This window comes from Brevibacillus gelatini, assembly GCF_050920745.1.
In the GTDB taxonomy this organism is placed as follows: domain Bacteria; phylum Bacillota; class Bacilli; order Brevibacillales; family Brevibacillaceae; genus Brevibacillus; species Brevibacillus gelatini.
Genome location: NZ_CP154342.1, coordinates 2,453,282 through 2,479,042, shown reverse-complemented (window position 1 = coordinate 2,479,042; position 25,761 = coordinate 2,453,282). Strand labels below are relative to the sequence as shown.

The window sequence follows — 25,761 nt, the reverse complement described above, 5'->3', positions numbered from 1 at the left end:
ATGAAACTTAGCATAAAACCCGTCATACTGGCCGTTTTGGCTGTAAGCCTCGTGGCAGGTTGTTCCAGCCCGCAAGCGGAGACACCGCAGGCAGAAACGGTGGAATCGGCAACACCTGTACAGATCGAGACAGTCGCCACCGGCACTGTCACTACAGAGTCCGGCCTTACGGCGAAACTGGCGCCGAGTGAAGAGGTGCAGGTTTCGCCGAAAGTAGGCGGAAAGATTACCTCGCTGCCTGTGCAGCTCGGTCAGTATGTGACAAAAGGTCAGGTGCTGTTCAAACTGGATGAAAAAGATCTGGTGAACGGTGTCAAACAGGCGGAAGCGGCATACGAAGTTGCCAAGGCGAGCTTGAATCAGGCCGGAAGCAGCTCGGATCAGGGACTGGTCCAAGCGCGCAACGGACTGAAACAGGCGGAAGCCGCTTTGGCTGATGCGAAGCTCAACCAGCAGCGGATGAACCAGTTGTTTACGCAGGGAGCGATTTCCGCCCAGCAAATGGAGCAGGCGAACATGCAACTGACCAACGCGCAAACGGCTTATGACAACGCGCAGCAAAGCTTGCAGGTCGCCCAGCAAAAAGCGAACGTGCAAGTATCGGCGGCTTCGGTGAAACAGGCCGAGGTCAGCTTGCAAAATGCCCGCGAGCAACTGGCGAACGCGACGGTTACTTCGCCGATCAACGGATATGTTTCCAGCGTAAACGGCGCGGTCGGTCAAATGGCCGGGCAGCAGCCAGTCGTCGTGGTAGTCAACACCAACCCGTTGCTCGTAAAAGCGAACCTGTCCGAAGCGGATATTACGAAAGTCAAAGTTGGTACCGTCGTAAAAGTGAACGTGCAATCAACGGGAAAAACGATTGATGCCAAAGTAACGGCAGTCAGCCCTGTGATGGATTCCGCGCTCAAGGCGTATCCCGTTGAAATTACGATCCCGAATCCATCCAACGAGCTGAAGTCCGACATGGTCGTCAACGTGACGTTCCCATCCGATGGTGCGAGCGGTGAGAAAGCTCTCGTCATCTCGCGCAAAGCGGTCTTTGATCGTGACGGAAAGCAATACGTGTTCAAGCTTGAAGGCGACATTGCCAAGCAGGTAGAGGTAGTGACCGGTAAATCGACGAGCGACAAGATCGAAATCACAAGCGGTCTGGCGGAAGGCGACAAAGTAGTAGTGACCGGAATTACACTGTTGAAGGATGGCAGCAAGGTAAGCATTCAGTAGGAAAATAGAGCAAGGGAGAAAAGAGGCGGAGCGATGTCCGTCTCTTTTTTCGTATGACGTTGATTCGGGCATGTGAGGTTTGGCCCTGTACATTCGACACGGCTGAATTTCCTTTGCCCAGATCATCTGGATGTTGGAGTTGCAAATGTCACGGATTTAAGGCAAAGTGCCACTTTTGCTTTTGAAGGAGCGAAAGATTCGCTACAATAAGGAATATAGTGGATGAAACAACCATTCGGAGGTACATATGACTGGGAATCTTACGGTGTTTTTGGCGTTTGCGGCGGGGTTTCTCTCGTTTATTTCGCCTTGCTGTCTGCCGCTTTATCCGTCCTTTTTGTCCTATATCACCGGGGTGACGGTGGATGAAGTAAAAAAAGGGAGAACCGTCTTCCAGAAACAGGCCCTTTTACATACGCTATTTTTCATCATCGGTTTTTCCGTTGTTTTTATCGCCCTGGGACTGTCCACCTCGTGGATTGGCAATCTGTTCTCGAACCAAAAGGACTTGATCCGGCAGCTTGGCGGGATTTTGCTCGTCGTCATTGGCCTTGTCATGCTGCAAGTGTTTAAAATGGACTGGATGATGCGGTCGTTCAAGATCGATTTAAAATCGCGGCCTTTGGGGTATACTGGGTCCATACTGGTGGGAATGACCTATGCTGCCGGATGGACGCCTTGTGTCGGGCCGATTCTCTCCGGCATCATCGTGCTTGGAGTCACGGATCCGTCCCGTGCCTTGACGTACACCTTGGCCTATACACTCGGGTTTGCCATTCCTTTCTTCGTCATGACGTTCTTCATCAGTAAAGTGAGCGCGATCGTCAAGTATTCGGATCAATTCATGAAAGTCGGCGGCGGCATGATGATTTTGTTCGGTGTGCTGCTGTACACGGACAAACTGACAGACATTACACGCGTGCTCATTCAATTGTTCGGCGGCTTTACAGGATTTTAAGACCAGTCATGCAGAGGTGACGAGATGAAAAAGCTGTTGCTGGCGGTGCTGGTGCTTGCGGGTTCAGGAATTGCGGTTTGGGAAAAGCCCCAGCCATCAGCGCCAGTCGTAGCAGATGTTCAGAAACCGGAAGTCGGCTTCGTGGCCCCTCACTTTACCTTGACAGGTCTGGACAACCAGACGTACAAGGTAGAGGGAAAAAGGGACAAGCCGCTACTTCTCAATTTTTGGGCATCTTGGTGCGGGCCATGCCGGATGGAAGCGCCCGATTTGCAGAAGATTTACGAGAAGTACGGTGGACAGATTGACATGTACGGGGTAAACGTGACGAGCAGTGACAGCCCGGAGGCCGCGCAAGCCTTCGTACAGTCTTACAAGCTGACCTTTCCCATCCCGATGGACGTAAGCGGTTCGGTGGCCAACCGTTACCTCGTGCAGGCTTTTCCCACGACCTACCTGATCGACGCACAAGGCATTGTCCGTAAAAAAATCATCGGAATGATTGACGCAAAAACGTTGGAATTGGAGCTTCGGCAGCTACAGAAAGAGGAAAAGTAACGAAACGACATACGAACCGCTGGCGCACACTTGAACTGCCCGGCGGTTTTCTTTTGCAGCGAGGGCCGGCCCATTTTGCCCGCAGCCATCCCGTTTTGTATATGTGCCTAAAGAACAGGGGTGCTCTGCCTCATAGACTGGAGTGAACCAGGGCAAAGGGAGGGATCAGATGGCCAAGGGCAAAAAAAAGAAGAAAAACAGTCGGCAACACCCCCACCAGCTCAATTTGAAAATCGTGACCTCCAGTACATGTCAGGCGTGCAAGCAGCAATGCGCGCGCGGCTTGGCGTATTTGGAGCACATGTCTCAGCCTGGCGCGATTGGAAAAGGGGTGCCCTGTATTCTTACCAAACCAAAGGCGTAAGCGAAAACAGGTACGAGGTCGCCGGGAGATAATCTCTGCCAAATGCAGCAGCAGAGGATTATCTCTTTTTGAATGGGGACAGTCCGTCCACTCTCTGGCGGCTTCGTACGCCATGTATTATACTGAAAAGACCGCATTTCATAACGGAAAGGAGCTGTTTTCATGCGTCCCTTGCCAATATCGCCGGAAACCGCAGTGAAGCTTGCCGAAGCGCTGAATGTTCCATTGGAGCGGCTCATGCACATGCCGCAACACATTCTGATGCAAAAAATGATGGAGCTGGCCAAACAGGAGCAGGAAGCGGACAAGGCGGACAAGCAAGAGCCTGGCAAAGCCGAGTAAGCGAAAACAAGCCAGCGTCGCGTTTATCGACGGCACACTGCTCGCATCACCGGGAGGAAAAACGGCGAGACGTTTTTCCAGGAAAAGGACTTTTGCCGCTGTTGTAGAAAAGATACTGGAGCAAGTCCAGATACATATACGGGAGGCAAGAAAATGGCTGCAAATGTCGCACATAAGTTTCGCACGGGATTGACGCCAAAAGCGTTCGTCGATGGCATGACCAAAAATCAGGAGGCTTTCCAAAGCTGGTCGGAAGCGTTTGAATGGGCAGATGAACAGGACCGGGCGTTTTTTGCCTCGCTGCAACATCGCGATGACCTCAGATGCCTGATTCTCGCCGCAGATTGGTGCGGAGATGTGGTCCGCAACCTGCCCGTGTTCTCCACGTACTGAAAGAAACAGAGATGCCGGTAGAAATCATGGTCATGGAAGAGCACCTCGACCTGATGGATGAATTTTTGACGATGGGCGGCCGCGCGATCCCGGTCGTTATTTTTGCGGACACAGGCGGACATGTGCTCGCCAAATGGGGCCCGCGTCCAAGTCACGTCCAGGCAGTCATGACCGCATTCAAACAGCAAAATCCGGACCGCAACGCGCCGGACTACGAAGAAAAAATCAAGGTAGCGCGTGCGGAAATGCTCAAGCAGTACGGCGATGGAACCGGCTACCAGCAAGTCATCGTCAAGGAATTGAAAGAGCTGCTTTCCGCGATTTAGGGAAAGCAAAAAGGACGAATGCAGGGCGGAGTCGCGGCTCCGTCCATTTTCATTCAGAAAGGCTGAGAATCGCATGCACTATTATGGAAACGAAACGATCATGTCGCTGGAGCAGGTTTTGCGCCTGCAGCCCTCCGAGGTGCAAATTTTGGAGTGGGTGCGCACGTACGAGTTTATGGAAAATCGCTTCGGCATCGACGAGTCCGTGCCGTATTTTTTGGAGATCAAGTGCGAGGCAGGCGAAGTGCTGATCCGCAAAAACCGCATTTTGGAATTTCCTGATTACGTCTGTGAGGAGCAATGTCATTTTGCGGAGGTGGAACAAGCTCTCGCCGTCTTCCAGCAGTGGGCAGAGGAAATTTTGCAGCAGACGGGAATTCAGGAAAAAGGGTGAAGCAGCTACGTGAAAGTGGCTGCTCGAAAGTGCAGTAGCCTGGCAAATAGAAAAAACCTTGCATCAGCAAGGTTTTCATGAGCAAATGTATGGAGCGGGTGATGGGAATCGAACCCACGCTGCTAGCTTGGGAAGCTAGAGTTCTACCATTGAACTACACCCGCAAGACAAAATGTCTGGCCGGACGTTAGGTTACATCCTTTATTATAACAACTGGCCCCTCGAAGTCAAGGGAAAGTTATCCATAATTGGCTTGCTGCGGGAAATAAAATGTCCGGCGATTCCTTCGCAGCCTGCTCGCTTTGCATACTGGCGGTCGGAGGATACAGCCTTTGGGAAGCAATGATAAGCCCCAAGTTGTCAGCATCAGCCATAGCTCCTGGTGTCAACGGCTAGGGTGAACAAGGGCAAGGGGCTGTCTCAAGAGGTCGCTTTTTCGAATTCGAGGACGCCCCTTTTGTTCGTCAGAAATGTTGATATAGCCAAGCTTCTAATTATGAACGTTAGTGGAACTGCCCTTTTGAGGCATCCCCTAATGCCGTGTATTAACTGGCTTATTCATTCGTTCTATCATCATAACTGATCCTCAACGGCTTATGACAATTCCTTTACCATATTGTACCAAATCTCTCCGGCATGTGCAGAACTGGAGATGCCTTTGTTTATGTATCCATACTTCTCGTAATAGCCAATCAAGTTTTCCTTGCATGTCAGCGTAATCGTTTCACGCTGTCTCAATCTCGCTTCTTTTTCCAGATGCATCAGCAGCTTTGAGGCGATGCCGTGGTTTTGAAATCGCGGGTGGACCGCCAATCCCAGGATGCTTTGGTGCCCGCCCGTTGCCGGATTTTTTTCACTATGACGAAACAAATCATCTGTAATATAGACAGTTTCAATGACGGGCCCATTTACGAACCCGACAATTTCCCCGTTCTCTTCCGCGACAAAAAAACTGTCCGGGATCATCTGAATCCGCTTTGTAAAAGCCGCTTCCGTTGCAGCCTCTTCTTCTGAGAAACAAAGCTGTTCGATGGCGACAAGCTGTGGCAAATCTTCCATCTTGACGTTTCTGATTTTGAACATAGTTACCACCCTTTGATTGTTGCATGAAGGCACTATACTGCAAAGCTTGAAAGCATTTGGGCAGGATAGCAGGCATGAAAAAGAGCGAATACAGCACTTCAAATCATTGTACCATCTTTTGGTTTGGACAGCGCGTGTAAACTCATGACAGAGTGAAGATTGCTTGAAAAATTAGCAGATAGTGGTAACATGAAAAAGCATGCTGTTTTTTGGAAATACAGCTTTCAGTAAATGTAAATCGTCTACACAGAGAGAAAGGGGATGGGCATTGTGCTGGATTTTGGCGCTGTTTCTGTGGAATGGGGTACGATGTTGGTCCAATTAATCGTTTTTCTTCCGGCGCTGCTGTTTTACGCGTTCGTCATTTATGCGATCGTGAAAGTGCTTCGTTTCATGAAAGAAAAAATACAGCTTGACCGCGAGCGGAATCAAAAGCTCGCCCAGTTGCTGGAGAGCAGGAGACATGAACAAAACTAAACCGCTGGTGCAGTTCGTCAAAACAGGATGCGCAGGCAAGCTCTCATGCAGCTTCGCCGAGCATCCTGTTTGTGCAAAATACCTCAGAAAGCAAACAGGCCGCTAAACCATGGCAATGCCACATAGACGAGCGCACAGACCATGAGAAACAGCATCGTTTTCAAAAGCGTGCCTGCCAGAAAGCTGTCGGTGGACAGGCTGCGCTCGATCAGCCTTTCGACCGCGAGAAAAAGCGTGATGGCCAAAAAAGCGAGCAGGGCGAAGCCGATGAACGGTCCCACGCGGGTGACACCTCCTGCAATTTGATTGTCTGGCAAGCTTTTATGGCTAGTGTCCTACTCGATGTGCTTCATCCTCGATTGGTAAATATATCCAAAAGTATAGCAAAAGGAACAAACCGACTGTCAGGAAAACAAGCCATCTGAACCGGTAAGACGGTGATGCGACAATCACAACCCAGCTAACGAAAAGCAGCAAAAGGAACCCATTGTTTATGATAGTGTCGAGCATAGGCGAAGCCTCCCTCCCTATGAACGATACGTTTCCTGGATATTTTTGGTTACAGGAGAGGGAGAGCGATGTGCGTCGACAAGCCACCGTGTCAGCGAAAATCTTTCCACGTAAAATCAATGCTCAAAAGGCCGATGTACTTTTCTTTCATCGTGACCTTTCCTTTCGTAGCCAACTCCGGCTTGCGAAAGCAGACGAGGTCTTCGTAATAGCCGAACATCCGGCAAATTTCCGGGCGAAACGAATGAATGCCGCACTGGTCTTTGTTCATGTCATAAAAAATACAGGTTCCGCTAAAACGGGGCTGCTGCTCCAGGTTTTCGCGCAGCTTTTTCGGAATGGCTTTCAGCTTCTTATGTATGTTCGTACGCTCCTTTTCCGTGATCGGAACCGGACCGCAGCACAAGCCTTTGCAACCTTGGCATGGCAATGTATTCACAAAAGCACAACCTTTCAATCTGTTCTTTGCTTTTTTTGTAAAGAATAGTATGAAAGGTTTGTTTTGGTTTGTAAACAAAAATTTAACTATATCAAAAATATATAATTTTGTCAATATTCATTTGATGTAAAACTGCCGTTTGCACAAGAAAAATAAGTCAAACCCGTCTTTGCAGCAAGCGCAACAACGGGTTTTCTTTACAGGATGCCTGTACGGTTCGTTAACGTGGGTCTTCTGTTACCAGCGCGATGACAAAGCCGTCGTAGCCTTTGCTTCCGACCGTTTGAATGGCGGTCGCGCTGACTGTAGGCTCGTTTGCCACCAGATTCGTGAATTGCCGGACGCCGACAATGTTTGGATCACTGCTTGTTTCGTCGATCACGGCTCCATTGCGCACCACGTTATCGGTGATGATGACGCTGCCTTTTCGCGAAAACTTCAGCGCCCAGCGGAAGTAGGCGGGATTGTTTTTCTTGTCGGCATCGATGAAGATGAGGTCAAACGGCCCGCAATTTTCATTGGCGAGCGCAGACAGGCTGTCCAAAGCGTCTCCAAGCCTGATCTCGACCACTGATTCAAGTCCGGCACGAGCGATATTGGCTTTGGCCACCTCGGCATGCTTTGGCTCCGCTTCGAGCGTGATGAGCCGACCGTCGTGGGGCAAGGCGCGGGCAAGCCAAATCGTGCTATAGCCGCCAAGTGTCCCGATCTCCAAAATCGTCCGCGCTCCCTGAATGCGTGCCAGCAGATGGAGAAGTTTCCCCTGATTGGGCGCGACATCGATTGGCGGGAGGCCAGCAGCGGCGTTGCTCTCCAGCGCCGCGTCGAGGATGGGATCTGCTGAAATCAATTGCCGGGAAAAGTAGTCGTCTACAGCTATCCATTGATCGCGATTCATCGTTCCACTCCTTTATAATTAGGAAAATGAGCATGCCACAAAAGTATATTCATTCGAATGCTGGAAATTCAACAAGCTTTTGCTCAACGCACAACATTCAGAATGCCGACGAGAATGAACAAGGCCAGGAACGCGATGATGGCGTACAGCAAATAACCTGGCTGTTTGCTAGCGGTTTGTTCCCCGGCCACCTGACCAGGCGTGAGCGGAAGTGCGGCATCTCCGGCATGCTTCGGACCGCTCGATTCATCGGATTGGATAAATGGCTGCTTGTCAGTCGATAAAATCAGACCGACGATCAACAGAAAAAGGCTTGCTGCCAGAAAAAAGGTGACAAAGCCGTTGGTGAAAAGGGAGGGAAGTTCCGGCAGCGTCGGAAATTGCCCGGTAGCAGAGGCGGCCTGCATTTGCCCGATCCAGATGTAGTAAGCGAGGATTCTTTCGAGTGTATAAAGGAATCCGCTGGCTAGAAAAAAGATCGCGCTGAGTGTATAGGCAAGTTTTGCGGTCATCAGATTTTCACCTGCTTTCTGTCCGGATCGAATTAATGATGATAAGACATGAAGATGGCGGCGGAAAAGCATGTGGCTGCATTCAGGTAGAGCAGAGCGGTAGCCCGCCTGGATAGTGGTTGGTTGTGTTTGCTTGGGAACCAGCCGGACTGTTGCAGCCGATTGCGGTAAAAAATGAAGTAAAGCAGAAACAGGGCTGCCTGCGCCAAAACAATGCTTTCTCCAGAGGATGACTGCGGAAAAAACAAAGTGACCACCGGACTTGTCACTGCAAGGAATATCGCCATCCAAATCAGGATGCGAATGATTTCCAAAATGAAGCGAAACAAAAGGAGCATCGTAATCACCTCGTTTATTGTAACATAATCCCATTGCTTGGGAAATAATGGTGCATGAATGAAGAGAGGAAACAATTGCGTCTGTTACCATTATTTTCGCATGGTATTATCGTCCAATCCCGGAGATAATAGAAATGTAATCCAAGCTAACTAGTATAATCCATCTTGGGGATGCGTTCGACTGAATTTTTGCAGACAGGTCGGCGCTTTTTTTTGTTCCAGACATAGGTACTATTACCTAAATGTGATTGTTGTTACCGGGCCGAACATCCTATATGATGAAATCATTCACGTATAACTTATGCGTACTACCCCGTACGCCCCAGCCCGATGTTGCGGCTGGGATTTTTTTTGTAAAGGGTCATCCAGTGATCTCCTATCGCGTTTTCAACGTTTATGGTATATTTTATACAAGGACTCACAATGTTCTTGGGGTCTGCGGTGGCTCAAAAAGGCAGAGGAGTCACCGCTTTTTTTATGGAATGAAAAAAGGATCATCAATAGCAGCGGTTCGCTCGTTCGCTGGCAAGAACCCGCCATGGAAGGATCGCGCATTCATACACGCTTCATTTCCGGTCATCCTAAAGAAAGGGTAGATTGGTCTGGAGGTGTTTTGCATGCGAGCGATCCTTGCTATTTTGATGCTGACTTTGGCGATTACAGGCTGCACAGGCAATAACAGCGCGCAAACCAAGAAGAAAAACGACGCGGAGCCATTGTGTACACCGGCGCCTGTCCGCTATACCCAATGGGAAGAGCAGGCAAAGGCGATTGCAGGCAGCGTGAATGGCGTCGACGAAGCAGCAGCCGTGCAAATTGACAAAGACTTGAACCTTGCCATCAAGGTGAGCAATTTTAACCGCTTCCGGCTGGAGTCGATTGAAAAAGAAGTCGCAGGAAAGCTGAAGGAGGCTTTCCCGGATTCGAATATCCACGTCACTTCCGACAAGAGGCTGTTTTCCGACCTGCAAGCCATGAGCAGTGCTCCGTGGCCGACCGATGTCAAGGAAGCGTGCAAGAAGAAAAAAGAAAGCAAAGAGCTGGAAAAGAAAATGAGAGGGTAACAGCGCTTTTGGCCTCGGTTTACCGGAAAGGTGATCGAGGCTTTTTACGGCGCAAAAGAAAAACTCCCGGGAAATGGGAGTTGGATTCGTTTAATAGCGCTCGTCATCATCATGTTCCCGATCACGTTCATGATCTCGGTCACGACCACGATCCCGATGAAAGTCGACGTTGCGCAGCTCTTCTTTTGCTTTTTCAACCAGCGCTTTATAATCCCTTACCACTTCGGTCAGGGCAGAAACGGATTCTTTGTAATCCGGCTCGTTGCAAATCCCATCAATGGCCCGATGGAGGTGGTACATTTTATCTTCGGTTTTGCGGATAAATTCTACCCAATCCATTCCGTTCATAAAAATACCTCCTTTCCTTGCCTTAGCCTTTACCCGATGAGAGAGAAGTATGCAGCAGGAAGAATCGTTTTTTTGACAGTTTTTCAGACCATGTTTATCTCTTTACTATGGAAATAAACTTGCATCGTGCGTAATATAAGAGGATGGGACAATTAGCAGCGGAAATATCCGTTTGCGGTTTTCGCACAACCAGCACAACCAGAGAAAACTGTCCGTGGATTGTTTGCGAAAAACCAATTGAGGTGAAGAATGTGGACCTTTTAGCAAAAGTAAACAAGTCATTGGAAAAAATAATGCCGCTGCTCACCCCAAGCAGTGTGGCGATTGGCGTATTGGCAGGGACTCATCTGCAACCATATGCATTTTTGTCGCCGTGGGTGTTTGCCTTTATGACTTTCGCCGGGAGCCTGGGAGCGGGCTTCAAGGAATTTGCCAAAGTAATGACGCGGCCGCTGCCTCTTGTCGTCAATCTGCTGATTTTACATGCCCTGATGCCGTTTATCGCCTGGGGAGTGGCCAATTTGCTCTATCCGGACGATATGCATGTCGTCACGGGCTTTTTGCTGGCCGCTCTGATCCCGACCGGTATTTCCAGCTTTCTCTGGTCGTCGATTTACATGGGCAATATTGCGCTGACCCTCTCGATTATTTTGCTGGATACGATGATCTCGCCGCTTGTCGTTCCGTTTGGCATGTACGCTTTGCTCGGGGCCAAGGTAGAAATGGATGCGTGGGAAATGATGCAAGGGCTGTTCTACATGATTGTGCTGCCGTCGCTTGTCGGGATGCTGCTGCACCATTTTTCCAAAGGGAGGGTCAAACAGACATTGGCTCCCAAGCTCGCTCCGTTTTCCAAGCTCGGAATGGGTGTGGTCGTTGCGATTAACAGCTCGATGGTCGCGAACTATTTTCACGCCTTCGATGTCAAGCTCCTGGGAATGGCGCTGGTCGTGCTTTTTCTCGCCATTTTGGGGTATTTGCTTGGCTGGTGGATCTCCAGACTATTTGGTTGGGAGCGCGATGTGATCGTGACTTTGACCTTTAATAGCGGGATGCGCAATATCAGTGCGGGAGCAGTCATGGCGATCACGTATTTTCCGGCGACAGTCGCGTTGCCGGTCGTGCTTGGAATGCTGTTTCAGCAGACGCTCGCATCAAGCTTTGGCAAGTTTTTGGACATCGTGGAAAAAACGCCGAAAAAAATCGTGCAGGAAGCCGCGCATTAGATTGGCAAGCAGAGCGATCCTGCTTTTTTACGGAGCTAAGCGAATAACCGAATAAGCCAGAACATGCTGGCCCCACAGCGCGGTCGTTTTTCCTTAAAGCCCTCGATTAAGGATTTTATTGCTTGTTCGCATGATGTTCGTATATAATTTACACAAACATACGTTCGAGGGTGAGGCACGTGAGGATCGGAACTAGCTCAAAACGGCAAGCTTCCCGGCTGCGCACAATTCCGCCGCTGGTCACGAAGCAGGAGCGCGAGTCGTTTTTGTATTTGCTCCGGGATTCGGGCAGGGAGGATTATGCAGTGACCGTCAGCTGGTGGGTCGCGATGGACGGCGAGTGCGGGAACACACAGAGCATGTGGGGTGTGGTCAAGTGGATCGATCCGCAATCGCGCAAAGTTCAGTTGGTGAATGAAAAGAGAAGCGAATGGATTGAACTGGAACAGATCGTGAATGTTCGCGGCTGAGCTTGGCGGCGTCAAACACGAAGCGGGGAGGGCGAATATGCCCTCCTTTTTTCTGATAGGGAAGGAAGAAAAAGAAGCCGCGTAACATAAACTGACACGAAAGATGCGAAAATTGCCAAAATAAATTTGACAACCGGACATTTTATGTTAGTATATATTACATAGCATGCATTCTCTCCACTTCCTAACTTCGACCCAGAAATGGGTCCTTTTTTTTGCCCGTACCATGCCTATTGCGGATAAGGCTTGCCCTCACCCTTGAACAGCTTGCGCACCATCTGGTACAGACGGCCCGACATGTTCGGGAACACGAACGAATACTGATCGGCTCCCTCTCTCAGCAAAGCGACAGGGGCTTCGATCGTGTAAGGAATTTTCATCAAGTCGAGCATCTTTTTGTACTCATCGACCATGGATTGATCGACTGTATAGTAAAACGATTTGGATGGGTTCATGTGTGCACGCTCCTTTTCCGTATTGTAGCATAGGGGAAGGGTGGGCAATAACAAGACATAATGTTTATTATGTTAACTGAATAGACGGATGAACAACAAAAACACTCTGCTGCCAGGCAAACAGAGTGTTTCATTCCTTAAAAAACGGGCGGTTAGCTACTGAAAAAACTCATGCTGGTGTACTTCCGCTTGTAGTGGGAGCTGCCGTAATGGGAGTGCCCATGCCCGTGACGATATCCGTGGTCTGAACTGTATCTTTTGCGATATTTGAGGTCGCTGCTGCTGTATTTCCGGTATTTGCGGGAAGAAGTCGAGTGATTATCCAGTAAGTTTTTCCATAGCTTTTTTAACATCTCCATCACTCCAGGTTGTCATGTAGGATCGGTTTATATTCGAGTATACGAATATACGGGACAATCGTTTCAGTTTCTTTTGGTTTTTCCGTCGAATCCGGTTTTGTTGGGACGCATTTTTCTTTGTATTCTTAACATTGTTTTATTTAATTTTTATCGATTTAAATTATTTTTTAAGTTATGATAATAGCCTAATATTCAGTCAAATCTTTCGGGGGTGTCATCATGGAGCCGATTTTAGAGACAAAAGGGGTGGAACGCCTCTATGGATCTGGCCCGACGGCTGTTCGCGCCCTGCAGGGAGTGGAGCTGCGGGTGCAGGCTGGGAAGCTGGTTGTGTTAAAGGGCAGATCCGGATCAGGCAAGACGACGCTGCTGAATTTGCTGGGCGGACTGGATCGACCGACTGCCGGAGAAGTCTTTTTTCAGGGTAAGGAAATCGGCGGCCTGGCTGAAAAGGAGCGAACCTGGCTTAGAAGAAACCGCATGGGCTTTATTTTTCAATCTTTTGGCCTGTTTCCGCTCATGTCTGCGGCGGAAAACGTGGAATTCAGCCTGCGCCTGTCCGGTGTATCTTCGAGAGAGTGGGCAATGCGGGTCGAGCAGGCACTGGAGCGGGTCGGCCTGGGGAAACGCGCGCAGCATCGCCCGTATGAAATGTCCGGCGGCGAGCAGCAGCGCTGTGCGATTGCCCGCGCAATCGCGCATCGGCCTGCTTTGCTGCTGGCGGATGAACCGACGGCGGAGCTGGACAGCCGCATGGGGCTTGTGATTAGCCGACTGTTCCGCAGTCTGGTAGAGGAAGAGGGGATGAGTATTGTGATGACCACTCATGATCCGAGTGTGATGGAGGTAGCTGATGATGTGTACGAACTGGAAGATGGTTGTATCCGCGGCTTTCGGCATGCGATTTCCTAAGCGGGCTGTCTGGCTTGCAACTTCTTTTTCGCTGCTTTTGTCCGGATGCTCGCTGTTTCCCAAGGAGGAACAGATTCTGGCTCCTCCGCTGGTAGAGCCTGCTCCCGTTCAGTACAAGGTAGCCAAGGTAGAGCGCGGGACGATCGTGAAGAGCGTGAAGGGAAACAGCACGATCACGACGGCAGACAGACGGGAGCTGTTTTTCAAGGAGACAAAAGGGCTGCGCCTCAAAGCGTTTTCCGTCAAGAGCGGCGACCAGGTAAAAAAGGGGCAGGTGCTGGCAGAGCTGGACGCAGCTGACCTGGAGCGGGAGATTGTATCCGCGCGCTACGAGGTTGACAAGGCGAAGCTGGAGCTGTTGGAAGCCCAGCGCGGGAATCCCTATGAAGTGGAGAAGGCCAAGCTTGATGTGCAGAAGGCGGAAATGAACGCTAAGGCGAGCGAGACCAAGCTGGCCGCCATCGAGTGGGAGAAGGCGAAGCTGTCTCTGGCTGCTTTGCAGGATCCGAAAGAGCGGGAGTACCAGGTGGAGCGGGCAAAGCTCAATTTGCAGCAAAAACAGGTTGAGCTGGCCAATCTTGAAAGCAGATGGACGGAAGCCAAGCTCGTCTCCCCGATCGACGGTAAAGTCTTATTCGTCAGCAACGTACAGGTGGGAGACGAAGTGGAAGCTTACCAGAAACTGGTGAGCATCGGAGATCCGACCAAGCTGCTCGTGCTCTATTCCGCACCGGACAAGGAGGCGCTAAAGGACGTGCAGGAAGGAATGAAGGTATCCTTGACGATTCAGGGAGGAAAAGAGGCCCAAGGCATCGTGGTGCAGACGCCGCGCAGCATCCCTTCCGGATTGCCGGAGGAGGTGGCGGATCTGTATCAGCGAAGCTTGCTCATTTCCCCTGTCAAATTGCCGGAGGGCGTCCAGCTCGGGACTCCTGTCACCATTGAAGTCATCCTGGACCAGAAGGAGCAGGCGCTCATCATTCCGAGACAAGCCCTCCACGAATTTTCTGGCAGGCAGTACGTCAAGGTGCTGGAAGGCAAGACGAAAAAAGAAGTGGATGTCGAGGTCGGCATCCAAAACAACACGCAGGTTCAGATCGTAAGCGGACTGGCAGAGGGCCAGCTGGTGATCTTGGAGTAGGGGGAACAGCGAGTGGCCATGTTGCAAATGATTATGCGGAAACTGTTGAACAACCGCTGGCTGGCCATCAGCCTGTTGCTGGGTCTGGTCGTAGCTGTCGGCCTCGTGTCAAGCATACCAGCTTTTACGGCAGGCGTGCTGCAGCGGTTGTTGACGAAGGAGCTGGAAGCTTACCAGCAGACGGTGAAGCATTTCCCTGGCGGATTGCTCGTGTCGATCAACCGGAATGAGCTTCACGAGCGGGACGACGAGCTGTTTGACCGGGTGTCGGCCTATCTGGATGAGCAGGTCGTCGATTCACTTAGGGTACCGCTGTACGACCGCGTAACAGTCTTGCGGACCATTCCGTTTACAGCCGTCCGGCATGGGCAAGCAAGTCCGGCACAGGCGGAAGAGACGCCCCTCTACGCATTGAGCGGCCTTGCGCAGCATATCGAGCTGGTCGATGGACGGCTGCCAGGAAAAGCGCCAGTCGACGGCGTCTACGAGGCGTTGGTGACGGAAAAAGCGTTGAAAGACCGAAAGATGGTGCTGGGGAGTGTCTATGAACTATCCCCAAACAGCGGCGGTCAAGCAGAGGCCCGGAAGATTCTGGTGAAGCCGGTCGGCGTCTTTTCCGAAAAAGAGGGCAACGATCCGTACTGGTTCGCGGCTGTGAGCGAATATTCCAAAGGCTTCGTGCTGGATGACGAGCTGTTTCGCCAAACTTTTTTGCAGGAAAACAATCTGGTATCGACTGCGCGGATGTACGTCGCCTTTCGCTACCAATCGTTTCGCGTCAACGACAAGGAAAAGCTCTTGTCCGTCGTGCCCGCCATCGAAGGCTACCTGCAGAAGCAAGGGTTGAAAAAGTCGGAATTCAGCGTCAACTTTCCCGTCAGCAGCATTGTGAACAAGTACGAGGTACAAAGTCAGCAGTTCAAGACGATTCTCTGGTCGTTGTACATTCCTATTTTCGTCATGCTCGGATTGTACCTGGTCATGGTGGCTGGATTGATTGTGGAGCGGCAGCGAACGGAGATTGCTGTACTGGGCAGCCGGGGGGCAGGGCGGATACAGGTGATTGCCATCTACCTGGTTGAGCTGGCGATGCTGGGTGCGATCGCCTTGCTGATCGGCCCGTTCGCAGGGGTAGGATTAAGCCAACTGCTTGGCGTGTCCAACGGTTTTCTCCAGTTTGTGAACCGGACCAGCCTGGATGTCTCGCTGGATGGCGAGGTGTTTGCCTATGCCGGCTGGACGGTGCTTTCCTGTATCGCGCTCATCCTGGGTGCGGTCGTTTTGGCTACGCGGCAAAACATCGTAACCCACAAGCAAGCAGCAGCCAGAATGACGGGAACATCGGTCTGGCACCGCCTTTTTTTCGACGTATGGTTGCTGCTGATTTCCTGGTACGGCTGGTATTCCTACCAAAACAGCAGCACGAGTGGGGGCAACAACAGCGGGGAGCCGGGCGTTTTCTCTGTCGATTTTCTGCTCTTTTTCGTGCCCGTGCTGTTCGCGCTCGGATTCGGGCTGTTTTGTCTCAGGCTGTATCCCTTGCTGATCCGGATGGTGCAGTGGCTGGGACGACGCATTTGGCCGCTTTCCTTGCACACCGCGCTGGTCCAGGTCGGTAGGGCATCGCGGCAATACCAGTTTCTCATGCTGTTCGTCACGATTACGGTAGCGGTCGGGATGTTCAGTGCCAGTACGGCGCGGACGATCAACCAGAACGCCGAGGAGCGGATTCGCTACGGGAACGGTGCAGATGTGCGCTTTCAGGCTGATTGGAACAGTGATGAGGTGAAGGTGCTGCTGCATCGGGGGCCGCGCAGCGGGGGAGAGGCGACAGACACGGCTGTTGACGTTTCTGACGCGCCTCCGATTCAGTACGAGGAACCGGATTTTGCGCCCTACACACGGCTGCCCGGTGTCGAACACGCAGCCAAAGTATACATGAATGAACTGGCCGAGGCGCAATATGACGAAGACAAGGTTTCCGAAGTGACGCTGATGGGAATCGACCCCAAGGAATTTGGACAGACGGTCTGGTGGAAACCGACTCTTTTGCCCCACCATCTCAACGAATACTTGAATCTTTTGGCGAAGGAGCCGCGTGCTGTGGTGATTTCGCGAAGTCTCGCGGATCAGCTGGGGATAGCCGAAGGGCAGACGATTGAGATCGGGTGGAAGCAATCGCGTAAGGTCGAAGTGATTGTGTACGCCATCGTCGACTACTGGCCAGGGTGGAGCCCGGTTCCGGAGCAGGTAACGTATGGAAAGAGGGAGCATTCGTATCTGATTGTGGCGAATTTGCCGTTTGTGCAGGATAAAATGCGCGTGGAACCGTATGAAGTATGGCTCAAAATGAAGCCGGATGCTTCTTCGGAGGAGCTGTACGGTGCGCTTGCCGCCTCCGATGTTCAGCTCGTCTCACTGGACAACGCCAGGCAAAAGCTGATCGAGGTCAAGAACAGTGCCTTTTACCTGGGACTGAATGGCTCTTTGACACTCGGGTTTCTTTTGTCGATGCTGATTACGTTTCTCGGCTACATCCTGTACTGGGTGCTGACACTAGGATCGCGCAAGCTGCAGTACGGGGTATTTCGGGCAATGGGAATGCCGTTTGGTCAGCTGGCCCGCATTCTTGCCTGGGAGCAACTGCTGACGTTTGGCTGGGCGTTCATCATGGGCATGGCAGCAGGGAAGCTGGCCAATCTGCTGTTTCTCCCTGCCCTCGGGCTGTATTTGCAGGCGCAGCAGCAAGTTCCTCCGTTCGCGATCGTGACGAACAGGGGGGACGAATGGGTGATCCACTCATTCGTCGGTCTGACGCTCCTGGCAGGTGTCGGGATTTTGTGTGCGATGCTGTCCCGGATGCAAATTCATCAGGCTGTGAAGCTGGGGGAGGACTGATCGCGTGATCGTTTGCGAAAATCTGGTCAAAATTTACAAGGCAGCCGATCTGGAGGTAGTGGCGCTGCAAGGCCTGGACCTGAAAGTGGAAAGCGGAGAGCTGATGGGAATTATCGGCAACAGCGGCAGCGGCAAATCGACACTGCTGAACATGCTGGGAGGGTTGGACCGCCCTTCTGCGGGGAAGCTGTACGTGGCTGGCAAAGACCTGTTCCGCATGTCGGGCCGCGAGCTGGTTCAGTACCGCTTGCGAACGGTCGGCTTCGTATGGCAGAACAACGCCCGCAATCTGATACCGTACTTGACCGCGCAGCAAAACGTTGAACTGCCCATGCTGCTTGCAGGCAAGCGAAAGCGGGAAAGAGCCGTGGAACTGCTTGATCTGGTCGGGCTCGGCCATCGCCGAAAAAACAGGCTTGGCGAGTTGTCCGGCGGCGAGCAGCAGCGGGTCGCCATCGCCATCGCTCTGGCGAACGAGCCGCAGTTGTTGCTCGCGGATGAACCGACCGGCAGCGTGGATACCAAGACAGCAGCGCTCATTTTGGATCTGTTTCAGGAGCTGAATCGGACGCTTGGCTTGACCATTGTGATCGTCACCCATGACATGGCCCTGGCTCGCAAGGTGGAGCGGGTAGTGGCGATCCGGGACGGCAAAACATCCAGCGAACTGCTAAGGCGAAAAAATGACGACTTGCCCCAGGAGGAGGAAGAGCACGAGGAACTGGCTGTTCTGGATCAGGCTGGTCGCGTGCAGATTCCGCGCGAATATCTCGATGCGATCGGAGCGAGCGGGAAGCTGCGGATCGAGCGGGAGGAAGGAAGAATCGTACTACTGCCGGCAGAAGAATGACTTTTGAAAAGGGCGTACCGCAGAGAACCCCTTTATTACGCGAGAGAGCAGGGCTTGGCACGGAGGCAAAAGACTGGCAAAATAGAGGAAGAATCGATACCAGAACCGATAAAAGCAGGAGGATTCCATGAAAATCGCGCTACACCAGATCGCCTATCAGATCGGGATGCATCCGTCTGAGATGGCCAGGCTGGTCTACGAGGGAGAGATCACAGGCGAAGTGCCTGACCGCAATCCGCAAGCGAAGGATGCGTGGGTAGATCTTCATTCGTTGAAAAATTTCATTGAATGGAAGTTCGATCAGGGTGCCTTCGACCAGATGTTTTTCGATAAAGCCATGCGCCATCTCAACAAAGCGATGGGGAAAAAATAAAGCGGTACGACAAGGGAGAGAACACAGATCATGCAGCCATCCATCATTTATTGCCTGTGCCCGAAAGCCTATTGGGAGAAGTGGGCGGACAAAGACCATTACCTGCCCCGCGACTATGAGCAGGAAGGCTTCATTCACGCCACGAAAGGCGAAGAGCTGCTCAGCAAGGTGGCCGCCAGGGTGTATGGCGCATTCGACGAAGAATTGTACGTGCTCGTCGTGGATGAGACAAAATCGCCTTCTCCCGTGAAATACGAGCAGGCGAAGGACGGACTTTTTTATCCGCACATTTACGGGCCGCTCCATCGCGAGGCGATCATGGATGTGAGACGCATGCTGAGAACAGACGGACAGTGGCATATCGGACCGTCTGTTTGCTGATCCAAAGCCATGTGCAACCCCCGCTTTTGCCGAACCCCGATTTCTCCACCTGATCGTACATAATTCCTCCGCGAACGGAGCACAATGGTACAGGTAGGAAATCAAATTGGCAAAGGGAGGAGTGTTTTTCATGGCAAAACCAGACGACCGTTCTGACAACGCAGCCAAGCTGCAAGAGATGCTGCAAAACACGGAAGAGAACATTCGCGAGTCAGAGGATTACCTGGCGGCACATGCGGGCGAGATTTCCGAAGAGGAACGGGCAAACATCGAGGCGAAAAACTATCGCCGTGCAGAGAGCATCCAGGGATTTCGCTCCGAGATCAAAGACGAAGTTTCCCATAGTGAATAACGTGTTCATCAGCGCCTGTCGCAGTCTGTTGCGGCAGGCGTTTTTCACATGCAGCCGGCAAAAGTGCAACAAGACATGAATTGTTGGGCGAAACATGGTAATCTGTAAATGGACAAATTGAATCAAGAGGAGAAAGACTATGAAACGACCAGAAGATACACGCGTCGTTGTCGGCATGTCCGGCGGGGTCGACTCCTCCGTGACGGCTTACCTGCTCAAGCAACAGGGATATGACGTCATCGGCATCTTCATGAAAAACTGGGATGATACCGATGAATTCGGCCACTGCACGGCGGAAGAAGACTTCCAGGATGTCCGGCGCGTCTGTGAACAGATTGGCATTCCGTACTACACCGTAAATTTTGAAAAAGAATACATGGACAAGGTGTTCCAGTATTTTTTGGATGAATATAAACGCGGGCGCACCCCGAATCCCGATGTCATGTGCAACCGCGAGATCAAGTTCGGCGAGCTTTTGGCAAAAGTCATGGACCTGGGGGCCGATTACATCGCCACAGGCCATTACGCGCAGGTGAAGTTCATCGACGGAGAGTACAAGCTGCTCCGCGGCGCAGACAACAACAAAGACCAGACGTACTTCCTCAATGTGCTCGGTCAGGAGCAGTTGTCGAAAACGATGTTCCCGATCGGCCATTTGCCAAAGCCAGAGGTGCGTAAAATTGCCGAAGAAGCCGGGCTGTACACCGCGAAAAAGAAGGACAGCACCGGGATTTGCTTCATTGGCGAACGCAACTTCCGCGAGTTTTTGCAAAACTACTTGCCAGCCAAGCCCGGCAATATCGAAACGGTAGACGGAGACGTGATCGGACGGCATGACGGCCTGATGTACTACACGCTTGGCCAGCGCCAGGGCTTGGGGATTGGCGGCGGGCACGGCAAGACCGGACAGCCGTGGTTTGTCGTGGACAAAGACCTGGAGCGCAACGTCCTGATCGTTGGCGAAGGCAGCAACCATCCCCGCCTGTATTCGAGCAGCTTGCTGGCGACTGACGTGAACTGGGTGAGCGCGAACAAGCCGACCGAATCGTTTACCTGCACCGCGAAATTCCGCTATCGCCAGCCTGACCAGCAAGTGACGGTGCACATCCGCGAGGGCAACACCGTAGAAGTTGTTTTTGCAGAACCGCAAAAAGCAGTGACACCTGGGCAAGCCGTCGTCTTTTACGATGGAGAAGTGTGCCTGGGGGGAGGCACGATTGACAAAGTGCGTCCGATTTCCGATTGACAAAGAGAATGAAATAACGGAGGAAGCGTTAGGTGGATACAGCGAAAAAGTCCAAAGTGATTATTGTTTCGTTTCTGGCGGTTGCGATCTTGATGGGGGTGCTCGCTTACATGGGGATGGCAGTCACGGGCAATGAGCACATGGCCACGATCCAGAGCGTCATCGCGGAAAAAGGCGGCGTGATTGCAGCGAGCGGTGTGACAGTGGTTCCGCTGGAGGAAAGTCCGTTTGAGAAAAGTGGAAAGGGCAACACCATCTATCGCATCGTGTACACGAAGGATGGACAAACCTTGACAGCCTGGTATCGCTCCGACAACCATTCCTCGATTATCAAGGAACCGGAAGAGTGGATTCTTCCGCAATAAGCAGCAAGGATTAAATCTGACTGGGAGAGTGAGGGCAGTACATGACCCAATATGCTGGACTTCGAGAATTGGCCCAATTGATTCGCAGACTGGAGCCGCAGCTAACAGGGGCGTCCCTGAGCATTTTGTCCCATGAAAATAAAGAAGAGATCGCTTCGCTTCTGCTGGAGGGACTTGGCGGCGGCGTCTCGGTTCAAAACAGTTCCGGCGAGTACGCCAACCATCTCGCAAATTTGCGCGTGGGCGCGAACAAGTACACGTTTGCCCAGGACTGGCGCGAAGTGTACATCAGCGAAATCAACTACTGCGCCTGTCGGATTCCTCCGGGCGCTCACGGTCTGCTGGTCCACCATACTGACTATCCGGGCGTCATTTACGACGTGTCCCGCAAGCTGGCTGACCACGAGATCAACATTTCCAAGCTGAATGTGTCGCGTGAGCAAAAGGGGAAAAACGCCCTGTTGATTTGCGTCACCGACGAAGAGATTACACCGGCGGTAGTAGCGGCCATCGAGGAGCTGCCGCAGATCAACAAGGTGTTGTCTCTGCAATAGGCGAAAAAGAACTGGAATGCACGCATGACCGCTCATCGTTTGCGTATGGGCGGTTTTTTGTGTGTCGACTGGCGTTCGTGCTTGTGGCATGGAGCGAGGTAAAGAAAAAACTGCCCTGACTAGCGGGCAGGTGGCTTGGAAGCAAAGCGAATGGCGTGACTGATGAGAACGTGCAGGACAGAGGTGTGATTTTCGTCCGGGAACTGGCGGAAAGACGCTTCGATCTGCCCATTGCCCATGTCGGACAACCGCTCGGCCATTGCCTGCGCCTTGACGTTGACGTCGAAGCGGCCGTCGTTTTCCAGCTCCCCGATGGTGAGCAGCGCTCTGATGCGCGTATCGTCAGTGAGCAGGGACGGCAGGCGGCGTTCCTCTTCCAACAGGACGCTTTCGTTCCAGTGGATCGACGGGCTGCCGGCGATATAGCATTGGTACGCATGCGGCCGGGTCAACAAGGCGTGCAGCACGAGCAAGCCGCCGAGCGAATGCCCGAAAATCGTTTGCCGGGTGCGGTCGACGGGCAAGTCCTTTTCAATCGCGGGTTTCACCGTGTCGTCGATGAAGCAGAGGAAGCCTTCTGCCCCGCCCATTTTTGGCCATTCGCCGCCGCGCGGGTGAGCAGGCAGCTCGGATGCGGGCACGACATGGGTGAAGTCGTAGTAACGCGAGGGATGAAACGGCGCTTCTGTCGGATAGCCGATGCCGACGACGATTGCGGGATACACACCCGTTTTTTCTGGAGCCTGGCTTTGCAGGCGGATCGCTTCGGTCATGGTGCCAAAAACCGAGTTGGCATCCAGCACATAGATGACCGGGAAGCCGGATGGCGGCGGTGTCACGTCAGGGATGCTGACAAAAATGTGAAACGTGCGATCATCGTAGGTCATTTTTCGGATTTGCGAACGAGGAATCGTTACTGCTTCATAAACCGTGTCCTCCATCATGAATCACTCTCCAGTCGGCCGATGGCGTCAACTTTTTGTATACGAAATCTATTATAGGGATGCGATCCAGAGATTGGCAACAGAGAAATGAGAGAGATTATCAGTGCCAAAATAGAACATGCTGACCTTGACTACTACGATATATTGAGGTAAAGTAAGTTTTGCCAACTACATATTGATGCGGACAGGTGTTTGCCACGCAATATCACGCAATATTTGGTAGACATAATAGGGAAGTCGGTGAAAATCCGGCGCGGTTCCCGCCACTGTAAGGAGCGAGTTCCATTTTGTGTTTGCGCCACTGATCCAACAAATCGGGAAGGCGAAAATGGAGCGATGACCCCGAGCCAGGAGACCTGCCTGACCGCAAGCACTGTGTAACCTACGGGAGATAGGGAAGTGTTCGAACGCTCCATTCGTCTTGGGACGAATGGATACGATGGGGATCATCATGCGCATTCGGCCTTTTGACGTCGGATGCGTTTTTACTTTGCTTGAAAAATTCACATTAGCAGTAAAGGATGAGGGACATGTTAATCGCTTTTGACTCCAAAACAGGAAACGTCAGAAGATTCGTCAGCAAGCTCGGGTTGCCTCACGTGGAGATTGATCCCGAAATGGTGATCGAAGAGCCGTTCGTTCTGGTTACATATACGACGGGCTTTGGCCAGGTGCCGGAAAAAGTGGAGCGTTTCCTCAAGCGGAATCATGTCTATTTGCGCGGCGTGTCGGCCAGCGGCAACCGCAACTGGGGAGCCAGCTTTGCCAAAAGCGCAGACACGATTGCCAGCCAATATGGCGTTCCGGTCATTTCCAAATTCGAACTGTCCGGTACCGGCCGTGATGTGGAACAATTTACGAGTGGGGTGGCAGCAATTGCGACACATTGAATTGAACAACCAACTGATGCAGCGAGGAAGCGACGGATTTTACCAACTGGAAAAGGACAGAGAGGCCGTTGCTGTCTTCATGGAAGAAGTACAGGCCAAGACGATGACCTTCAACAGCGTGAAAGAACGCATGGACTACTTGATCGAAAACGACTACTACGAAAATGTGTACGAAAAATACACCGTGGAACAGGTCGATGAAATTTTCCGTCTGGCGCATGGAGCCGGGTTTCAATTCGCTTCGTACATGGCCATCTCCAAGTTTTACAAAGACTACGCCCTGAAAACGAACGACAAATCGATGTATCTGGAGCAGTACCCGGATCGGGTGGCGATTGTGGCACTCTCGCTCGGACGTGGTGACTTCGAGCTGGCGAAGCGGCTGACGGTATCCATGATCGAGCAGCGCCTGCAGCCTGCGACACCGACGTTTCTCAATGCCGGAAAAAGCCGCCGCGGCGAAATGGTTTCCTGCTTCCTGCTGGAGATGGACGACTCCCTGAATTCGATCAACTACGTGCTCGGCACTTGTATGCAGCTGTCCAAAATCGGCGGCGGCGTGGCCGTTAACCTGTCCAAGCTGCGCGGACGCGGCGAGCCGATCAAAGGTGTCGAGGGGGCAGCCAAGGGTGTCATGCCTGTGCTCAAGCTGCTGGAGGATGCGTTTTCCTACGCCGATCAGATGGGCCAGCGTAAAGGCTCCGGGGCGGCCTACTACAACATCTTCGGCTGGGACGTCAACGAGTTTCTCGACTGCAAAAAGATCAATGCCGATGAAAAGTCGCGGATCAAGACGCTGTCAATCGGCCTGATCGTACCGAATGTGTTTTACAAGCTCGCAGAGGAAAACAAGCCGCTGACGGTGTTCGCGCCTTACTCCGTTTACAGGGAATACGGCGTCCATCTGGATGATCTGGATCTCGACGAAATGTACGACGAGCTGGTGGCAAACGAGCGCGTCAAGAAAAGAGTCGTCATGAGCGCCCGCGACATGCTCACCAAAATCGCGATGATCCAGATGGAGTCGGGCTACCCGTACATCATGAACAAGACGAACGCGAACAAAAATCACGCGCTGAAAGACATCGGCTCCGTGAAAATGTCCAACCTGTGCACGGAAATTTTCCAGCTCCAGGAGACATCCACAATTACCAACTACGGCGAGCCGGACATCATCCGCCGCGACATTAGCTGCAATCTGGCTTCGCTCAACATCGTCAACGTGATGGAGCGCAAAAAAGTGCGCGAATCCGTGCGCGAAGGCATCGAGGCGATTACCGCCGTAAGCGATATGACCCGCGTGGAAAATGCGCCAGGCGTGCAAAAGGCGAACCGCGAGCTGCATTCCGTCGGGCTGGGTGCGATGAACCTCAACGGCTACCTGGCGAAAAACAAGATCGCCTACGAGAGCGAGGAAGCCAAAGACTTTGCCCGCACGTTTTTCATGATGATGAACTACTACTCGCTGGAAATGAGCATGGAGATCGCCCAGGCCAAAGGGGAAACGTTCATGGGCTTCGAGCAGTCGGAGTACGCCAAAGGCACGTATTTTGACAAATACTTGACGAACGACTACCGTCCGCGCACGGAAAAAGGCAAGCAACTGTTTGCTGGCATGCACATTCCGACCCCGGACGATTGGGCCGCGCTCAAGCAAAAGGTGCAGAAGAACGGACTGTATCACGCGTACCGTCTGGCGATTGCGCCGACGCAGAGCATTTCCTACATTCAGAATGCGACATCGAGCGTGATGCCGGTCGTCGAACATATCGAGACAAGAACGTATGCAAACTCGACAACCTACTACCCGATGCCGTACATGTCGCAGGAAAACTATTTTTACTACAAATCTGCCTATGTGATCGACCAGTTCAAGGTGATCGATTTGATCGCAGAAATCCAGGAGCATGTAGACCAAGGAATTTCTACCGTACTGCACGTCAACAGCAACATCTCGACCAGGGAACTGGCGCGCTACTACATATACGCGGCGAAAAAAGGCTTGAAATCGCTCTACTACACACGCACCAAGCACCTGACAGTGGAAGAGTGCATTAGCTGCGCCGTGTAATGTGAGGGAACGCCCCTGTGCAGAACAAGTTTTTTTAAGAGAA

The 25,761-nt window shown here is 52.1% G+C and carries 31 protein-coding genes, 1 tRNA gene, 1 pseudogene and 1 riboswitch; of the genes and pseudogenes, 23 read left to right on the top strand and 10 right to left on the bottom strand.

Translation table 11 applies throughout. The features are described 5' to 3' along the window. The 7 genes and pseudogenes from AAFJ72_RS11830 to AAFJ72_RS11800 all read left to right on the top strand — a co-directional run bounded on the left by AAFJ72_RS11830 (position 1) and on the right by AAFJ72_RS11800 (position 4,562). Positions 1 to 1,227, top strand: coding sequence for an efflux RND transporter periplasmic adaptor subunit (locus tag AAFJ72_RS11830; RefSeq protein ID WP_432774120.1), 1,227 nt, complete (start codon positions 1 to 3; stop codon positions 1,225 to 1,227). Between the two features lie 247 nt (positions 1,228 to 1,474). Beyond that, positions 1,475 to 2,185, top strand: a complete 711-nt coding sequence (locus AAFJ72_RS11825; RefSeq protein ID WP_122906287.1) for a cytochrome c biogenesis CcdA family protein — start codon at positions 1,475 to 1,477, stop codon at positions 2,183 to 2,185. A 24-nt stretch (positions 2,186 to 2,209) separates the two neighbouring features. Next, positions 2,210 to 2,743, top strand: coding sequence for a TlpA family protein disulfide reductase (locus tag AAFJ72_RS11820; protein WP_122906288.1), 534 nt, complete (start codon positions 2,210 to 2,212; stop codon positions 2,741 to 2,743). 169 nt (positions 2,744 to 2,912) lie between these two features. Further along, positions 2,913 to 3,107, top strand: a complete 195-nt coding sequence (locus AAFJ72_RS11815) for a hypothetical protein (protein ID WP_122906289.1) — start codon at positions 2,913 to 2,915, stop codon at positions 3,105 to 3,107. Between the two features lie 162 nt (positions 3,108 to 3,269). Beyond that, positions 3,270 to 3,449 carry a YycC family protein gene (locus AAFJ72_RS11810; protein WP_122906290.1) on the top strand — a complete coding sequence of 60 codons (180 nt, stop codon included), beginning with the start codon at positions 3,270 to 3,272 and terminating at the stop codon, positions 3,447 to 3,449. A 153-nt stretch (positions 3,450 to 3,602) separates the two neighbouring features. Then, positions 3,603 to 4,168 (top strand): annotated as a pseudogene (locus AAFJ72_RS11805) (thioredoxin family protein). A 73-nt stretch (positions 4,169 to 4,241) separates the two neighbouring features. Continuing rightward, the gene (locus AAFJ72_RS11800) at positions 4,242 to 4,562 is read left to right on the top strand and encodes a hypothetical protein (protein ID WP_122906292.1); all 321 of its coding nucleotides are present in this window, start codon (positions 4,242 to 4,244) and stop codon (positions 4,560 to 4,562) included. Between the two features lie 90 nt (positions 4,563 to 4,652). Here the strand turns inward: AAFJ72_RS11800 and AAFJ72_RS11795 are convergent. Both AAFJ72_RS11795 and AAFJ72_RS11790 read right to left on the bottom strand, forming a co-directional pair. Next, positions 4,653 to 4,726, bottom strand: a tRNA-Gly gene (locus AAFJ72_RS11795). Positions 4,727 to 5,156: 430 nt separating this feature from the next. Further along, a complete protein-coding gene (locus AAFJ72_RS11790; protein WP_432774119.1) occupies positions 5,157 to 5,645 on the bottom strand; it encodes a GNAT family N-acetyltransferase in 489 nt (162 codons plus the stop codon). A gap of 261 nt (positions 5,646 to 5,906) precedes the next feature. On the opposite strand from AAFJ72_RS11790, the gene AAFJ72_RS11785 reads away from it, so the two are divergent. Next, on the top strand, positions 5,907 to 6,122 hold the full coding sequence (locus AAFJ72_RS11785; RefSeq protein WP_432774118.1) for a hypothetical protein: 216 nt from the start codon (positions 5,907 to 5,909) through the stop codon (positions 6,120 to 6,122). Positions 6,123 to 6,205: 83 nt separating this feature from the next. Here AAFJ72_RS11785 and AAFJ72_RS11780 read toward each other — a convergent pair whose 3' ends face one another. The 4 genes from AAFJ72_RS11780 to AAFJ72_RS11765 all read right to left on the bottom strand — a co-directional run bounded on the left by AAFJ72_RS11780 (position 6,206) and on the right by AAFJ72_RS11765 (position 8,910). Beyond that, positions 6,206 to 6,403 (bottom strand): hypothetical protein, encoded by a 198-nt coding sequence (locus AAFJ72_RS11780; protein WP_122906294.1) that lies wholly within the window; start codon positions 6,401 to 6,403, stop codon positions 6,206 to 6,208. Positions 6,404 to 6,723: 320 nt separating this feature from the next. After that, positions 6,724 to 7,071, bottom strand: coding sequence for a YkgJ family cysteine cluster protein (locus AAFJ72_RS11775; RefSeq protein ID WP_432774117.1), 348 nt, complete (start codon positions 7,069 to 7,071; stop codon positions 6,724 to 6,726). 220 nt (positions 7,072 to 7,291) lie between these two features. Beyond that, positions 7,292 to 7,969: an O-methyltransferase gene (locus AAFJ72_RS11770; protein ID WP_122906297.1), complete on the bottom strand. Its 678-nt coding sequence runs from the start codon at positions 7,967 to 7,969 to the stop codon at positions 7,292 to 7,294. Between the two features lie 83 nt (positions 7,970 to 8,052). Beyond that, positions 8,053 to 8,910 (bottom strand): hypothetical protein, encoded by an 858-nt coding sequence (locus tag AAFJ72_RS11765; RefSeq protein WP_432774116.1) that lies wholly within the window; start codon positions 8,908 to 8,910, stop codon positions 8,053 to 8,055. Positions 8,911 to 9,436: 526 nt separating this feature from the next. Between AAFJ72_RS11765 and AAFJ72_RS11760 the strand changes: the two genes are divergently transcribed. Then, the gene (locus AAFJ72_RS11760; RefSeq protein ID WP_432774115.1) at positions 9,437 to 9,883 is read left to right on the top strand and encodes a YhcN/YlaJ family sporulation lipoprotein; all 447 of its coding nucleotides are present in this window, start codon (positions 9,437 to 9,439) and stop codon (positions 9,881 to 9,883) included. Between the two features lie 90 nt (positions 9,884 to 9,973). Here the strand turns inward: AAFJ72_RS11760 and AAFJ72_RS11755 are convergent, their stop codons facing one another. Further along, positions 9,974 to 10,231: a hypothetical protein gene (locus AAFJ72_RS11755; RefSeq protein ID WP_122906301.1), complete on the bottom strand. Its 258-nt coding sequence runs from the start codon at positions 10,229 to 10,231 to the stop codon at positions 9,974 to 9,976. Positions 10,232 to 10,482: 251 nt separating this feature from the next. On the opposite strand from AAFJ72_RS11755, the gene AAFJ72_RS11750 reads away from it, so the two are divergent. Both AAFJ72_RS11750 and AAFJ72_RS11745 read left to right on the top strand, forming a co-directional pair. Continuing rightward, positions 10,483 to 11,457 (top strand): bile acid:sodium symporter family protein, encoded by a 975-nt coding sequence (locus AAFJ72_RS11750; RefSeq protein ID WP_432774114.1) that lies wholly within the window; start codon positions 10,483 to 10,485, stop codon positions 11,455 to 11,457. A 179-nt stretch (positions 11,458 to 11,636) separates the two neighbouring features. Next, positions 11,637 to 11,927 (top strand): YolD-like family protein, encoded by a 291-nt coding sequence (locus AAFJ72_RS11745; RefSeq protein ID WP_432774113.1) that lies wholly within the window; start codon positions 11,637 to 11,639, stop codon positions 11,925 to 11,927. A gap of 230 nt (positions 11,928 to 12,157) precedes the next feature. On the opposite strand, the gene AAFJ72_RS11740 is transcribed toward AAFJ72_RS11745, so the two are convergent. Together AAFJ72_RS11740 and AAFJ72_RS11735 are read right to left on the bottom strand one after the other, a co-directional pair. Next, complete coding sequence (locus tag AAFJ72_RS11740) at positions 12,158 to 12,382, bottom strand: hypothetical protein (RefSeq protein WP_432774112.1); 225 nt, start codon at positions 12,380 to 12,382, stop codon at positions 12,158 to 12,160. 152 nt (positions 12,383 to 12,534) lie between these two features. Beyond that, positions 12,535 to 12,735: a hypothetical protein gene (locus AAFJ72_RS11735; protein WP_432774111.1), complete on the bottom strand. Its 201-nt coding sequence runs from the start codon at positions 12,733 to 12,735 to the stop codon at positions 12,535 to 12,537. A 225-nt stretch (positions 12,736 to 12,960) separates the two neighbouring features. Between AAFJ72_RS11735 and AAFJ72_RS11730 the strand changes: the two genes are divergently transcribed. From AAFJ72_RS11730 to AAFJ72_RS11685, 10 genes are all read left to right on the top strand, one after another. Then, positions 12,961 to 13,653 (top strand): ABC transporter ATP-binding protein, encoded by a 693-nt coding sequence (locus AAFJ72_RS11730; RefSeq protein ID WP_432774110.1) that lies wholly within the window; start codon positions 12,961 to 12,963, stop codon positions 13,651 to 13,653. Continuing rightward, complete coding sequence (locus AAFJ72_RS11725) at positions 13,595 to 14,794, top strand: efflux RND transporter periplasmic adaptor subunit (protein ID WP_432774109.1); 1,200 nt, start codon at positions 13,595 to 13,597, stop codon at positions 14,792 to 14,794. Before AAFJ72_RS11730 ends, AAFJ72_RS11725 begins: the two co-directional genes overlap by 59 nt. A gap of 18 nt (positions 14,795 to 14,812) precedes the next feature. After that, positions 14,813 to 17,692 carry an FtsX-like permease family protein gene (locus tag AAFJ72_RS11720; RefSeq protein ID WP_432777180.1) on the top strand — a complete coding sequence of 960 codons (2,880 nt, stop codon included), beginning with the start codon at positions 14,813 to 14,815 and terminating at the stop codon, positions 17,690 to 17,692. 4 nt (positions 17,693 to 17,696) lie between these two features. Then, the gene (locus AAFJ72_RS11715) at positions 17,697 to 18,542 is read left to right on the top strand and encodes an ABC transporter ATP-binding protein (protein WP_432774108.1); all 846 of its coding nucleotides are present in this window, start codon (positions 17,697 to 17,699) and stop codon (positions 18,540 to 18,542) included. A gap of 127 nt (positions 18,543 to 18,669) precedes the next feature. Further along, positions 18,670 to 18,915, top strand: a complete 246-nt coding sequence (locus AAFJ72_RS11710) for a hypothetical protein (RefSeq protein ID WP_122906307.1) — start codon at positions 18,670 to 18,672, stop codon at positions 18,913 to 18,915. Positions 18,916 to 18,945: 30 nt separating this feature from the next. After that, positions 18,946 to 19,296 carry a DUF952 domain-containing protein gene (locus tag AAFJ72_RS11705; protein WP_432774107.1) on the top strand — a complete coding sequence of 117 codons (351 nt, stop codon included), beginning with the start codon at positions 18,946 to 18,948 and terminating at the stop codon, positions 19,294 to 19,296. Between the two features lie 130 nt (positions 19,297 to 19,426). Next, on the top strand, positions 19,427 to 19,648 hold the full coding sequence (tlp, locus tag AAFJ72_RS11700; RefSeq protein ID WP_432774106.1) for a small acid-soluble spore protein Tlp: 222 nt from the start codon (positions 19,427 to 19,429) through the stop codon (positions 19,646 to 19,648). 139 nt (positions 19,649 to 19,787) lie between these two features. After that, the gene (mnmA, locus tag AAFJ72_RS11695; RefSeq protein ID WP_432774105.1) at positions 19,788 to 20,894 is read left to right on the top strand and encodes a tRNA 2-thiouridine(34) synthase MnmA; all 1,107 of its coding nucleotides are present in this window, start codon (positions 19,788 to 19,790) and stop codon (positions 20,892 to 20,894) included. Positions 20,895 to 20,926: 32 nt separating this feature from the next. Continuing rightward, positions 20,927 to 21,259, top strand: a complete 333-nt coding sequence (locus tag AAFJ72_RS11690) for a hypothetical protein (protein ID WP_432774104.1) — start codon at positions 20,927 to 20,929, stop codon at positions 21,257 to 21,259. A 41-nt stretch (positions 21,260 to 21,300) separates the two neighbouring features. Further along, positions 21,301 to 21,813 carry an ACT domain-containing protein gene (locus AAFJ72_RS11685; RefSeq protein WP_432774103.1) on the top strand — a complete coding sequence of 171 codons (513 nt, stop codon included), beginning with the start codon at positions 21,301 to 21,303 and terminating at the stop codon, positions 21,811 to 21,813. Positions 21,814 to 21,932: 119 nt separating this feature from the next. Here the strand turns inward: AAFJ72_RS11685 and AAFJ72_RS11680 are convergent, their stop codons facing one another. After that, positions 21,933 to 22,754, bottom strand: a complete 822-nt coding sequence (locus tag AAFJ72_RS11680; protein ID WP_432777179.1) for an alpha/beta hydrolase — start codon at positions 22,752 to 22,754, stop codon at positions 21,933 to 21,935. Positions 22,755 to 22,926: 172 nt separating this feature from the next. Continuing rightward, positions 22,927 to 23,135: riboswitch (cobalamin riboswitch) on the top strand. 152 nt (positions 23,136 to 23,287) lie between these two features. On the opposite strand from AAFJ72_RS11680, the gene nrdI reads away from it, so the two are divergent. Further along, positions 23,288 to 23,647 carry a class Ib ribonucleoside-diphosphate reductase assembly flavoprotein NrdI gene (nrdI, locus tag AAFJ72_RS11675; protein WP_432774102.1) on the top strand — a complete coding sequence of 120 codons (360 nt, stop codon included), beginning with the start codon at positions 23,288 to 23,290 and terminating at the stop codon, positions 23,645 to 23,647. Further along, positions 23,634 to 25,718, top strand: a complete 2,085-nt coding sequence (gene nrdE / locus AAFJ72_RS11670; RefSeq protein ID WP_432774101.1) for a class 1b ribonucleoside-diphosphate reductase subunit alpha — start codon at positions 23,634 to 23,636, stop codon at positions 25,716 to 25,718. Before nrdI ends, nrdE begins: the two co-directional genes overlap by 14 nt. The last annotated feature ends 43 nt before the right edge of the window (positions 25,719 to 25,761 follow it).

Coding starts and splice junctions, on each gene's coding strand:
- nrdI (WP_432774102.1), top strand. CDS start 23,288: ATGTTAATCGCTTTTGACTCCAAAACAGGAAACGTCAGAAGATTCGTC.
- mnmA (WP_432774105.1), top strand. CDS start 19,788: ATGAAACGACCAGAAGATACACGCGTCGTTGTCGGCATGTCCGGCGGG.
- AAFJ72_RS11800 (WP_122906292.1), top strand. CDS start 4,242: ATGCACTATTATGGAAACGAAACGATCATGTCGCTGGAGCAGGTTTTG.
- AAFJ72_RS11785 (WP_432774118.1), top strand. CDS start 5,907: ATGGGCATTGTGCTGGATTTTGGCGCTGTTTCTGTGGAATGGGGTACG.
- AAFJ72_RS11685 (WP_432774103.1), top strand. CDS start 21,301: ATGACCCAATATGCTGGACTTCGAGAATTGGCCCAATTGATTCGCAGA.
- AAFJ72_RS11815 (WP_122906289.1), top strand. CDS start 2,913: ATGGCCAAGGGCAAAAAAAAGAAGAAAAACAGTCGGCAACACCCCCAC.
- AAFJ72_RS11720 (WP_432777180.1), top strand. CDS start 14,813: ATGTTGCAAATGATTATGCGGAAACTGTTGAACAACCGCTGGCTGGCC.
- AAFJ72_RS11790 (WP_432774119.1), bottom strand. CDS start 5,645: ATGTTCAAAATCAGAAACGTCAAGATGGAAGATTTGCCACAGCTTGTC.
- AAFJ72_RS11770 (WP_122906297.1), bottom strand. CDS start 7,969: ATGAATCGCGATCAATGGATAGCTGTAGACGACTACTTTTCCCGGCAA.
- AAFJ72_RS11710 (WP_122906307.1), top strand. CDS start 18,670: ATGAAAATCGCGCTACACCAGATCGCCTATCAGATCGGGATGCATCCG.
- AAFJ72_RS11755 (WP_122906301.1), bottom strand. CDS start 10,231: ATGAACGGAATGGATTGGGTAGAATTTATCCGCAAAACCGAAGATAAA.
- tlp (WP_432774106.1), top strand. CDS start 19,427: ATGGCAAAACCAGACGACCGTTCTGACAACGCAGCCAAGCTGCAAGAG.
- AAFJ72_RS11825 (WP_122906287.1), top strand. CDS start 1,475: ATGACTGGGAATCTTACGGTGTTTTTGGCGTTTGCGGCGGGGTTTCTC.
- AAFJ72_RS11680 (WP_432777179.1), bottom strand. CDS start 22,754: ATGGAGGACACGGTTTATGAAGCAGTAACGATTCCTCGTTCGCAAATC.
- AAFJ72_RS11730 (WP_432774110.1), top strand. CDS start 12,961: ATGGAGCCGATTTTAGAGACAAAAGGGGTGGAACGCCTCTATGGATCT.
- AAFJ72_RS11740 (WP_432774112.1), bottom strand. CDS start 12,382: ATGAACCCATCCAAATCGTTTTACTATACAGTCGATCAATCCATGGTC.
- AAFJ72_RS11725 (WP_432774109.1), top strand. CDS start 13,595: ATGATGTGTACGAACTGGAAGATGGTTGTATCCGCGGCTTTCGGCATG.
- AAFJ72_RS11810 (WP_122906290.1), top strand. CDS start 3,270: ATGCGTCCCTTGCCAATATCGCCGGAAACCGCAGTGAAGCTTGCCGAA.
- AAFJ72_RS11830 (WP_432774120.1), top strand. CDS start 1: ATGAAACTTAGCATAAAACCCGTCATACTGGCCGTTTTGGCTGTAAGC.
- AAFJ72_RS11705 (WP_432774107.1), top strand. CDS start 18,946: ATGCAGCCATCCATCATTTATTGCCTGTGCCCGAAAGCCTATTGGGAG.
- AAFJ72_RS11765 (WP_432774116.1), bottom strand. CDS start 8,910: ATGGTAACAGACGCAATTGTTTCCTCTCTTCATTCATGCACCATTATT.
- AAFJ72_RS11735 (WP_432774111.1), bottom strand. CDS start 12,735: ATGTTAAAAAAGCTATGGAAAAACTTACTGGATAATCACTCGACTTCT.
- AAFJ72_RS11760 (WP_432774115.1), top strand. CDS start 9,437: ATGCGAGCGATCCTTGCTATTTTGATGCTGACTTTGGCGATTACAGGC.
- AAFJ72_RS11820 (WP_122906288.1), top strand. CDS start 2,210: ATGAAAAAGCTGTTGCTGGCGGTGCTGGTGCTTGCGGGTTCAGGAATT.